Here is a 12409-nt window from a genome sequence, read left to right as displayed (position 1 = left end):
TAGACAAATAAAAAATGGGATGAAATATGAGGGCAATTCCTCTATCATCCTGTCGCCTAAGCGCAAGCGTTTGCTCAAAAGCCAACCCAGTGCTTAGGCTCCAATCAGACAACTTTTTAAATGGTGGGAGCAATTAATGACAACACTGACTATCACTCGTCCTGACGACTGGCACGTTCATTTACGCGACGGGGAAGTTCTAAAAGACACCGTCCGCGATATCAGCCGCTACAATGGCCGCGCCCTGATCATGCCCAACACCGTCCCACCTGTTACCAATACCGAACTCGCCTTAGCTTACCGCGATAGAATTTTAAAAGAACAACACGGCGAGCAGTTCAAACCTTTAATGGCGCTTTACCTAACGGACAACACCACAGCCGACGAAATCCGTAAAGCCAAAGCCACAGGAAAAATTGTCGCAGCGAAGCTTTACCCTGCTGGTGCAACGACCAACTCTGATTCTGGCGTCACGAATGCAAAGAACATTTATCACGTTCTTGAAACGATGGAAGAAGAAGGCATGTTGCTTTTAGTTCACGGCGAAGTAACGCATCACGATGTTGATATCTTTGACCGAGAAAAAGCGTTCCTTGATACCGTGCTTGCTCCTATCGTTAATGACTTCCCTAATTTAAAAATCGTTCTAGAACACATCACCACCGCCGACGCAGTAAATTTCGTGAAAAACGCTTCAGACAACGTTGCGGCGACCATTACCGCGCACCACCTTCTTTTTAATCGTAACCACATGCTTGTAGGCGGTATTAAGCCTCACTTCTACTGCTTACCTATTCTTAAGCGCAACACCCATCAGCAAGCGCTGATCGAAGCGGCAACCAGCGGTAGCAAGCAGTTCTTCTTAGGCACAGACTCCGCCCCTCATGCTAAAGGCGCTAAAGAGTCTGCTTGCGGCTGTGCTGGCTCCTACACTGCACACGCAGCGCTGGAACTGTATGCGGAAGTATTCGATAAAGCAGACAAACTTGACAACCTAGAAGCGTTTGCAAGCTTCAACGGCCCTGATTTTTACGGTATAGCACGTAATACGGATACGGTAACATTAGAAAAATCGGCTTGGGATGTGCCTGAAAGTATGCCTTTTGGGAATGACATCGTTATGCCTATCCGTGCAAATCAACAGATTGAGTGGAAAATAAAATAGTCGATGCTTTGCAGGCCCTCTGAATATTAATAAGGGTCATGATATTACTCATGACCCTTTCTCCCTCTAGGCAAATAGGCTTTGATCAGTTCCCACGAATCTTTTCTACCCCTGCCCATACAGCCACGACTAACAAACCTGCAATAAGCCCAATAACGCCATTCAAAAAAATCGGGAGAACGGCGGTGGCAACGGAATAATGGCTAAAATCCATGATAATAGGTTCGACGAAATGGTGAATGGTCGGCACGTTATGAACAACGATACCGCCACCAACCAAGAACATGGCTGCCGTCCCTATCACAGTGAGCATTTTCATTAACTTTGGTGCAAAGGCGACTAACGCGCCCCCCACTTTTGCCATTAAGCCTTTTCCTTTCGAGCGAATCTCAAGGTAAAGGCCTAAATCATCTAACTTAACGATACCAGCAACTAAACCATAAACACCGATCGTCATAACCACAGCGATTAAACTCACCACTAAGACCTGAGTGACAAAGCTTGTCCCCGTCACTGTGCCTAACGCAATCACGATGATTTCAGCAGAGAGAATGAAATCAGTACGTATAGCCCCCGTTATTTTACGTTTTTCATACTCCTCTATCGGTTCACCTGTGAGCACAACCTCTTCTTTCTCTTCTTCGTGAGAGTGTGAATGCGGGAAGAGTTTCTCAAGTACTTTCTCTGCACCTTCAAAGCAAAGAAATAAGCCTCCGATTAACAGTAACGGCATGATCAGCCAGGGCACAATGGCACTGATTAAGAGAGCCGACGGCACCAAAATTAATTTATTTTTAAACGAACCTTTGGCCACAGCCCAAACCACTGGGATTTCACGTTCTGATGCAATACCAGATACCTGTTGAGCGTTTAACGCTAAGTCATCACCCAATACACCCGCGGTCTTTTTCGCCGCCATTTTTGACATTAAGGCAACATCATCTAGCACTGTGGCAATGTCATCCAACAATGTGAGTAAGCTTGCTCCTGCCATTTTTCTATCCCTTATATGAAGCTGGGTAAGTAACAAAATGTAACACCACCAAAGCAATTGGCAAAGTTCTGATTTTACAAAGAATACCGATACTGGTCGCGTTTACTATTGCCCTGACAATAAGACCAGTCTAGTCTTGTCGTACCTTTCAGCACATAAAAGAACAGTATAGATGAAAAGCGGATACACCTACCCCGTCGGTACCCCTAACCAACCTTGGGGTGACGCAGAACGCAAAACATGGTTAGCACAGCGCGAAGTCAAGCGCAGCTATCAAGAAGACGTTGTGAGCAAAATCGATACCCTTCGCCACCGTTTTGATGTTGAGCAATATGGCGCACTCTCGTACGACGAAGCTCGCTTCCCACTATTTTGCATTAAGACACGTAACTGGGATGAAGCCAAACCGATTGTTTTAGTGACTGGCGGCGTCCATGGTTACGAAACCAGTGGAGTGCACGGCGCGCTCAAGTTTGTAGAAACAGAAGCTGAGCGTTACGCACAGCATTTTAATATTGTGGTGGCGCCTTGTGTTAGCCCTTGGGGCTACGAAGTCATCAACCGCTGGAACCCAAACGCCATTGATCCAAACCGCTCATTTTACGCAGACAGTCCAGCGGAAGAATCTTCCAATTTGATGAAACTCGTCGCGGATTTGGGCGACGTATTAATGCACTTTGATTTGCACGAGACGACCGATTCTGATGAAACCGAATTCCGTCCAGCGTTAGCCGCTCGTGATGGCATTGAGTACATCGAAGGCTTGATCCCAGACGGCTTTTACACGGTTGGAGATAGTGAAAACCCTCAACCAGATTTTCAAAAAGCGGTGATTGAGTCAGTAGCGAAAGTGACGCACATTGCACCAGCAGATGAAAAAGGCGAAATCATTGGCTCACCTGTTGTACAGTTTGGCGTGATTAACTATCCGATGGTGAAGCTAGGTCTGTGTGGCGGCGTAACCCATTGCATTTACGGCACTACAACAGAAGTGTACCCAGACAGCTCAAAAGTGACCGACGAAGAATGCAACAACGCTCAAGTTGCGGCGGTTGTGGGCGGCCTAGACTATGTTGTTGCCAAAACAAAATGATAAGCCCGAACTTTTACTAAGAAAATTGAACTCTTCTCTGTGAATCACACACCTCAAGCAAAGAAATCATCATTATTCTACTGTGGTCTCTTTGCTTTGATTCTGCTTCGTAAAGGCAATCAGATCCTCAAGCGATAACGGCTGTGAGTAGAAATAACCTTGGATTAAATCACAGCCACAGGCTTTTAGTTCATTGAGCTGTTGATGCGTTTCAACCCCTTCTGCCAGCACTTTCATTTCAAAGTTTTTTCCAATAGAAATGATATTTTTGATCATATTCAGTGCTTTTTTATCATGCTCAATATCATCGACAAAGCTTTTATCGATTTTCACTTCATCAATGGGTAGAGTCCTCAATATGCTGAGTGAAGAGTAACCCGTCCCGAAATCGTCTAATGCGAGTTTGAAGCCTAGAGTGTGTAAGCGTTCGCAGATCGGCGCGAACTTTTCAAGGTCTTCAATAAATAGATTTTCAGTGATCTCCAGAGTGACTCTTGAACTGTCTATTCCGTGTTGTTCAATCGCTGCCATAAAGTTAGTGATAAATTCAACATGAATAAACTGTTTAACTGAAATATTGATAGACAACTGGATCGGTTTATCAATATTTTCGGTTAATTTAGCCACATCACTTAGGCAATTATCAATGATCTTCTCCCCCATGCGCACCATTAAACCAGAGCTTTCGGCAACGGGGATAAACTCATTAGGTGGAACGAAACCAAGCTCATCATCTTGCCAACGAATCAGAGCTTCGACACCATAAACCTCACCATTAACACATAATTGTGGTTGGTAAACCATATACAATGTTTGCTCTTCTAGCGCTAGCCTTAAGCGCTGCTCCACTCTCATTTTACGTACATGTGTCGCTTGCATTTCTCGGTCGAATAGACTGTATACATTACGCTGCTGTTTCGCTTGATGCATAGCAATATCTGCGGATAGAAGCAGTTCATCTAAACTTTCACCATGTTGTGGATAACAGGCAATACCGATACTACAACTGAGTAGGAACTGATTGTCACCCACTTCATACAGTTCTGATAATGCTTTTATCAGTTGTTTTGCCTGCGCTTTAACACTCTCTTTGTCAATTCGATCCGTCAGAAAAATGAATTCATCACTGGCCTTACGGATGATTAACCTTCCTTCGCAAGCAAAGTCACTTAAGCGCGCTGATACTTGTTTAAGTACTTCGTCACCAAATTCATGCCCATATGTATCATTGACAGACTTAAAATTGTCGACATCAATATACATCAAAGAGAAGGGCCCACCGATACCGGGCAACCAGTGTTGAATATTTGCGCGCAGATAGTCTCGGTTTGGCAGACCGGTAAGATGATCATGATGCGCTTGATACAGTAAACGTTGTTTTGTTTTATCCTCGTTATGCGCAATGGAGCGAACTAACACGTAAAAAGCGGCTTGAAGGATAAGAAAAGCGATAGAATAAAGTGCAAGCTGCTCGTAAAATCCGCGCTTAATATAACTTAAGTCTGTCGAAGACGATGCCCAAAGTTGATAGTCAGGAAGGTATCTCAATGTGATTAATTTACTGATGCGTGAATTGTCTACTACAACATTTAGCGCTCGTGTCAGCTTCTTCAGTTGCGCTATATCCCAGCCTGAATCTTTATTAATTTGATCGATAACAGCTTGTCTATCCAAGTCATCTACAGGTTTTAGATAGTCGTTTAAAGTCACATCCTCAGACGAACTAAAAGTCAGGTAGCCATCATTGCGAGTGAGCACAACCCGATTGTTTTCATTTAAGTGGATATCGTTAGTAAAAACAGACGATGAGTTCATATTGAAGTTAGCATTTATCACTGCTTGAACGAGCCCATCTTTATTTACAATCGCTTTTCGGATTGGAATCACTAAAGCCTCTTGTGCTGGCATGACGTATGTTCGACCAATAACCATGCGATTGGAATTCAGTGCAGCAAGAAATGTATCACGAGTCAGTGGATATTGTTTCAAATTGTGCAGCGTTTCCAAGATCAAATTTGAGCTTACTGCAATGTAATCTCCAGCGGGATTAGTTAAGCTCAAGCCTATGATTTCAGGATGGACACTAAGCATTTTATCCAACATAGGAGGCATTTGTGCCGTCAGACTATTTCGCTCAATTAAATGATGCCCTACAACCTCAAGCAATGACTCCTGCCCACTCAAAAGTGACTTTACCGTTGCAGCAAACAACTCCACTTGTAAAGTCTGCTTATCTTTATATTTATCTATGGTCGATTCATAATGATAGCGGCTGAATAACACGAACAGTACGACACTGACCGTAACCAGCGCTATATATAATGTCCAAATATTCTTCTTTACCCCGACCATGATGCTTCGGTAACTCCTAGATTAACATGTGATTGGTAATGCGTGATCTGTGCCCCACTCAGTCCATGAGCCATCGTAGACTGATAGGTTGCGCAAACCTAATTGGTATGCAACTAACAATAAAATGCAGGCCGTTACACCTGAACCACAGCTAAAAATGATTAATTTATCACTATACAGGGTTACTTCACTAAATGTCTGTTTCAATTGTGAGTCTGGTTTTATAAAACCATTGTCCAATAATGCTTGGAACGGCAGACAAACGGAATGTGGAATATGGCCACTGCGTAACCCTTTTCTTGGTTCAGGTATTTCACCATAAAAACGCGCCTTTGAGCGGGCATCAACAATAATCGCGCTTTGATTCTTAGAGTGTTTATATACAGTTTGGGCGTCCAAAAAGGCGTGTTGGTTAAACTTGCCAAAGAAATTGCCAGGTGGCTTAGGGGTTGATAGCATCTCTTGAACAGGTAAGCCTGCATCTATCCACGCGGGGAGTCCGCCGTTGAGCACTTTGACATTGTCGTGACCCATAGCTTTAAACATCCACCAAGCTCGAGGAGACGCTAATGTTCCTGAGTTGTCATATACAATGATCAGATCTTCGTTATTAAGGCCAAGGTTTTGGGCGCTGGTATTGAATCCTTCTTCCGTTGGCATCATATGGGGAAGGATACTATTAGGCAGACAAAAGTCATTGTCATAGTCAAACCGGAGCGAACCTGGAATCCATTTATTAGTGATCTTTTTCCTTTCAGAAGGAATGTTAAAATCAATACTTGCGTCTAGAAGTTTTACATTTGGTTGGTCTAATAAAGCGCAGAGTTCTGTTACCTCTATCAATGCTTGCATGCTTGCAATCCTTTTTATCATTTTTTCAGTACATAAATGCTGATAAACAACGGCTATAACGTTGTTATCCTCAATACCACCACTGTAGCGATGAACCAACTCACATTTTTGAAAAGGTATCCATTACGAACCTGACTATCGGTTACCAAAATCAATAAGGTAGTTAGATTTTTCTCGCTTTGATGATTGTATTATAAATCTGCATAACGAAAACCAGAACTCCAAACCACATAACCTTCTGAAGTTTTCTTTAAAAATTATCTAATTAGCTAGCGAAACCTCTACCTATGTATTTTACTTAAAAAAGTAGACTCAAGATTCACGGATGAGAAAATGGCTAATAACAAAAACGTCAAGACAAGCAAAAAAAATACAGTAATCAAGAATAAGAAAAATAATGAACTAGAGCAAAAGAAACCGAAACTAAAAAAGAAGCTCAGATTACATTCACATCTAAAAGTGAATATCCCACTTTTTCAGTCACTCATGATGATATTGCCATCGTTGGCTAAACACGCCGCTGCCGAGGATGTAGACAATTCCAGCGATGTGGTAGATTTAGTGACACTAAATAGCGTGATAGAAATAGAAAAAGACGTCACCGATGACCATGGTAAAGCGGATTCATCAGCTGTTACTCATCAAGAAGCTCAAACTAGTGAAGCCCACGTAAGCTCGACCTCAAGGGTAAGTCATGCTCCCCATGGCTCAAACACTCACGTGGTCCCGTCTCATCATTTGTCGACGCTTTCTCATCCGCAAGTCCATTACATTCCTTCGGTATCAATACCGATCATCTCCTCAGAAAGTAACGGCCAACCGACTCATTCAAGTGCACCTACAACCCCCACTTTACCCGTCACCTTCACACCAGAAGTCATAAAAGGTATATACGGAGAGCTCCATGTTGATGTAAATGGTCAATACACGTTTGTCCTGAATCCAAATTCTTCTCAATACATCCTGTTGAATCAGCACCAACAAGGCACTGACCATTTTTTGTTACATCTATCTAATGGCTCGAGCATTATTGTTCAGATACCAGTCGAAGGTAAGCAAGACACGCCAAGTATTTCTGGAGACCTGAAAGCGGTCGTCACAGAAGATCACAATATTGACTCACAAGGCTTGTTACATGCGAACGGAAAAATTGATGTCATAGACCCTGACCAAAATGAAAGTTCGGTGAAGCCAGAGGTCATTTCAGGAAAGTATGGTTCATTAACTATCGATGCAGAGGGGCACTGGCAGTATCAAGTTGATAACTCACTCTCTAATGTTCAAGCGTTAATCGGGGCCACTTCATTACACGAAAGCTTCACTATTCACACCAAAGATGGCACGCCTCAAACGATCGATATGACGATTGGCGGAAACGACGACAATGCTGTGATTACGGGTGTGGATGTCGGCGCAGTAACAGAAAATCTAACGACACAAGTTCAAGGACAGCTTTTGGTAACGGACTCTGATCTTGGAGAAGACCATTTTCAAGCATCACAAATGACGGGCAATTTCGGTACGTTGGTTATCACGAAAAATGGAGCGTGGACATACGATTTAGACAACGGGAACCCAGCCGTTCAAAGACTTGGGCAAGGTTCGATTGCAACAGACATCCTCACCGTTCATTCGGCCGATGGCACAACACATCAAGTTACGGTAACGATTAACGGTACTAACGACGCCGCCACCGTCAGCAGCGCCACCGTAGCTATCGATGAAACTGACCAAGCGGTGACGACTTCTGGCACACTAACCAGCACCGATATTGATAACCCAGATAACAGCTTCAGCCCTGATTCGATCACCGGCACCCACGGCGATTTAACCATTGATGCCGATGGGCATTGGACATTCACTGCTAACAGCCCCTTCAATCAACTCAACGTGGGCGATAAAGTGGAAGAGACTTTCACTGTGTCTTCGTTTGATGGCACCCTATCGACCATCAAAGTTACGATCAATGGTACTAACGATGCCGCGACAGTCAGCAGTGCCACCGTGACCGTTGACGAAACGGATACCGCGGTAACGACTTCTGGCACCTTAACCAGTACCGATATTGATAACCCAGATAACAGCTTCACCCCTGATTCGATCACCGGCACCCACGGCGACTTAACCATCGATGCGAGTGGTCATTGGGTATTCACCGCTAATAGCGCCTTTAATCAGCTCAATGTCGGCGACAAGGTGGAAGAGACCTTTACTGTGTCTTCGGTTGATGGCACACCATCGACCATTAAGGTCACCATCAATGGCACCAATGATAAAGCGACGGTTAGCACGGCCACTGTTGCGGTAGATGAAACCGATACGGCCATTACCACTTCAGGCACGTTAACCAGTACCGATGTCGATAATCCGGATAACGCCTTCACTCCTGATGCGATCAGCGGCACTAACGGCGACCTTACTATTGATGCCAATGGTCATTGGAACTTCACCGCCAACAGCGCGTTTAATCAATTGAATGTCGGCGATAAAGTAGAAGAAACCTTCACCGTCTCGTCTGTTGATGGCACACCATCGACCATTAAGGTCACGATTAACGGTACTAACGATGCCCCTAGTATTAATGCTCAGGCTCACTCTGTTACTGAAGGCGGTAGCGTTCTCCATGGGCAAATGGTTGGTCAAGATATAGATACAAGCGCCACATTGACTTACAGCACACCGCAAATCGATGGTTTGTTGATGACCCCAGACGGAAGCTATAACTTCAATCCTAGTCATTCCGCTTACCAATCTTTGGCATCAGGTGTCACGAAAACACTCACTATCCCAGTAACAGTGACCGATGAGCATAACGCGAGCAGTACCCAAAACCTCTCAATCACCATCACAGGCGTGAACAACTCTGCGAAGATCACTGGTGTCGATACGGGGGAGGTCCACGAAGGCCGCGCCTATACCGCCCCCGATGGCAGCACCAGCGGCACCAGTGTTGACGATCGCTCCCCCGATCATGCACATGGCAACATTGCCGAGCTGAGCAATGCTCTCATTCATACCGAAGGTCACTTAACCATTGTGGATGCCGACGCTGGGGAAAGCCATGCTCAAAATGGCACCTATCAAGGTACTCACGGCCAAGTCATCATGCAAAGTAACGGCGATTGGAGCTATTACGCCTCCATCGGACAAACCGCCACTGGCCGAGCCATTGATCACTTAGGTAAAGGTGAATCGTTGACCGATACCGTCACGGTTAGATCCGCCGATGGCATCACCCACGATATTCATATCACCATTCATGGTGATAACGACCGCCCATACTGTTCATCTGAAGTGCAGCTCAACAGCGGTAAAGAAGATCAGTCGCAAACCTTCACCACTGCACAATTGCTGGCCAATACCGTCGACGTCGATAACAACGACGCTGGCAAACTTACCCTCTCGAATCTGCATGCCGATCATGGCACCGTGCTCGATAATAAAGACGGCACCTATACCTTTACTCCCAACGCCAACTACAACGGTAAGGTGCATTTCACATATGATGTCGTGGATGCTCATGGAGGGACGACTCACACCGGGGCGACCACGACCCTAACGCCCACTGACGATAAAGCCATTATTACAGAAATCACCACCGGTAGCGTGACCGAAGATGGCGCTTACAGTACGCACAATCGAGGGGTAACCACCGAGATCGCCCATGGCGCACTCCAAGTAGTCGATCCGGACAGTGGTCAAGATAAGTTTCAATACAGTGCCTTTGGTGAGCGCGCGATTCATGACCCTTTCGGTGGGATGTTAAGAATCAGCAGTTCTGGCGGTTGGGGTTACAGCGTCGACAACGCACGCCTGCAGCACCTCGCCCAAGGCCAAGTGGAAACCGTGGTTTATCGTGTTTACAGCTACGACGGCACACCTTATGACTTACACATTGATGTGGTGGGAACCAACGATGCACCAACCGCTACCAAGGTGGTGTTAACCAATGGCATGGAAGATACCCAATACCAAATGCAGGCCAGTCAGTTTGGCTTCTCTGATATTGATACGGGCGATACCCTCCACTCTATTTCAATCACTGATTTACCCCCTGCCACGCAAGGTAAATTTGTGCTCGATGGACATGACGTTCACGCAGGGCAAGCCATTGCGGCGGCCGATATCAGTAAACTGCAATTCGTACCGGCTCCTGACTTCAATGGTGACGTTGCATTCAAATATACCGTGAATGACGGGCATACTGATTCAACCGAAACACAGAATACCTTACACATCGATGCGGTGGCCGATGCCGCAACATTTACTGGAGATGATACGGGTGAGGTCCACGAAGGCCGCGCCTATACCGCCCCCGATGGCAGCACCAGCGGCACCAGTGTTGACGATCGCTCCCCCGATCATGCGCATGGCAACATTGCCGAGCTTAGCAATGCTCTCATTCATACCGAAGGTCACTTAACCATCGTGGATGCCGATACTGGAGAAAGTCATGCCCAAAACGGCACCTATCAAGGCGCGCACGGCCAAGTCATCATGCAAAGTAACGGCGACTGGAGCTATTACGCCTCCATCGGACAAACCGCTACTGGCCGAGCCATTGATCACTTAGGTAACGGTGAATCATTAACCGACACCATTACGGTGCAATCCGCTGATGGTACAACCCACGATATTCATATCACCATTCATGGTGACAACGACCGCCCATACTGTTCATCTGAAGTGCAGCTCAACAGCGGTAAAGAAGACCAGACGCAGACCTTCACCACTGCACAGTTGCTGGCCAATACCGTCGACGTCGATAACAACGACGCTGGTAAACTTACCCTCTCGAACCTGCAAGCCGATCATGGCACCGTGCTCGACAATAAAGACGGCACCTATACATTTACTCCAACTAAAGACTATAACGGCCAAGTTCACTTCACTTATGATGTGCAAGACGCGCATGGTGGTGTTACGCATACCGGAGCGAGTACGACACTTGCCGCAGTCGATGACAAAACCATTATTTCTGGCGTTGATCATGGTGATGCAACTGAAGATATCGCCACTCATACGTTTACGAATGCCAATATTATGGATGCTGTAGATTGGCAAGCGCTACAAATTACTGATGTAGACAGCCCTAATACTCAAGTCACTGTCGAATTTGCAGGCCAACAATACACATGGAATATAGGTAGTGACCTAGATGTTACGACTCCTTATGGCAAATTCCAGTTCCTCACTATCGCAAGTGGATCTCACAAAGGTGAGCATTCTTGGAGTTATATTGGCGACAATAATAATGTTCACGTTCAAGAATTAAAGCATGGTGAATCATTAACCGAATCTATAAAGCTAATAGCAACCGATGGTACTGAATTTCCTATTACGGTTAAGGTTAACGGCACAGAGGATGGGGTCGTAATCGATTCCAAATCAGAACTTGGTCATGTCGTAGAAAATGCCCAAACAGGTGCTTCAGTTTCCGGCAATGTAGTCGCACACGATGTTGACCTCCACGATACGGTAAGTTGGACACATACACCAACAGCCGGCCTTAATGGCCGGTATGGTACGTTCCATCTAAGTGCAGATGGACAATGGCATTATGACGTTGACCAAAACAAAGCAACAAAACTAGGAGACGGCGACGAATATTGGGAGCATTTTACGGTTGAGGCGGTGTCAACTGATGGTAGCCATATCTCGAAAAGTGTATCCGTTGTTGTGCATGGCAATAATGATGTACCAACCGTTAGTGGTGAAGTCACTTTACCTTCAGGTAAGGAAGATACTTCAATACATATTACACAAGCTGAATTAATCGCCAATGCTACCGATGTTGACACTAACGATAGAGGTTGGTTACACGTTCAAAACTTAACTGCAGACTTACGGTAACTTAGTATCAAATTCAGATGGCAGTTTTACCTTTAACCCCGACCCTAGTTATAACGGAACGGTCCACTTTACTTACGATGTTGCCGATAGGCACGGTGGC

The 12409-nt window shown here is 45.4% G+C and carries 6 protein-coding genes and 1 pseudogene; 4 read left to right on the top strand and 3 right to left on the bottom strand.

Features of this window, described 5'->3' with window-relative positions:
* Nucleotides 1–136: 136 nt before the first annotated feature.
* On the top strand, nucleotides 137–1165 hold the full coding sequence (pyrC, locus tag AC3D28_RS18800) for a dihydroorotase (protein ID WP_488536302.1): 1029 nt from the start codon (nucleotides 137–139) through the stop codon (nucleotides 1163–1165).
* 85 nt (nucleotides 1166–1250) lie between these two features.
* Here the strand turns inward: pyrC and AC3D28_RS18795 are convergent, their stop codons facing one another.
* Entirely contained in the window at nucleotides 1251–2159 is a 909-nt protein-coding gene (locus AC3D28_RS18795) for a DUF808 domain-containing protein (RefSeq protein ID WP_488536301.1), read from the bottom strand.
* A gap of 172 nt (nucleotides 2160–2331) precedes the next feature.
* Between AC3D28_RS18795 and AC3D28_RS18790 the strand changes: the two genes are divergently transcribed.
* A complete protein-coding gene (locus tag AC3D28_RS18790) occupies nucleotides 2332–3252 on the top strand; it encodes a M14 family metallopeptidase (RefSeq protein ID WP_488536300.1) in 921 nt (306 codons plus the stop codon).
* Between the two features lie 72 nt (nucleotides 3253–3324).
* Here AC3D28_RS18790 and AC3D28_RS18785 read toward each other — a convergent pair whose 3' ends face one another.
* Together AC3D28_RS18785 and AC3D28_RS18780 are read right to left on the bottom strand one after the other, a co-directional pair.
* Nucleotides 3325–5604 carry a bifunctional diguanylate cyclase/phosphodiesterase gene (locus AC3D28_RS18785; protein WP_488536299.1) on the bottom strand — a complete coding sequence of 760 codons (2280 nt, stop codon included), beginning with the start codon at nucleotides 5602–5604 and terminating at the stop codon, nucleotides 3325–3327.
* 21 nt (nucleotides 5605–5625) lie between these two features.
* The gene (locus AC3D28_RS18780) at nucleotides 5626–6456 is read right to left on the bottom strand and encodes a sulfurtransferase (RefSeq protein ID WP_488536298.1); all 831 of its coding nucleotides are present in this window, start codon (nucleotides 6454–6456) and stop codon (nucleotides 5626–5628) included.
* A gap of 333 nt (nucleotides 6457–6789) precedes the next feature.
* Between AC3D28_RS18780 and AC3D28_RS18775 the strand changes: the two genes are divergently transcribed.
* Together AC3D28_RS18775 and AC3D28_RS18770 are read left to right on the top strand one after the other, a co-directional pair.
* On the top strand, nucleotides 6790–12309 hold the full coding sequence (locus AC3D28_RS18775) for a VCBS domain-containing protein (protein WP_488536297.1): 5520 nt from the start codon (nucleotides 6790–6792) through the stop codon (nucleotides 12307–12309).
* A pseudogene (locus AC3D28_RS18770) lies at nucleotides 12293–12379 on the top strand (cadherin-like domain-containing protein); the annotation flags it as partial. The gene AC3D28_RS18775 and the pseudogene AC3D28_RS18770, both read left to right, overlap by 17 nt.
* Between the last annotated feature and the right edge of the window lie 30 nt (nucleotides 12380–12409).

This window comes from Vibrio sp. TAP-3B (assembly GCF_057784735.1).
This window is presented reverse-complemented; position numbering and strand designations above follow the sequence as displayed.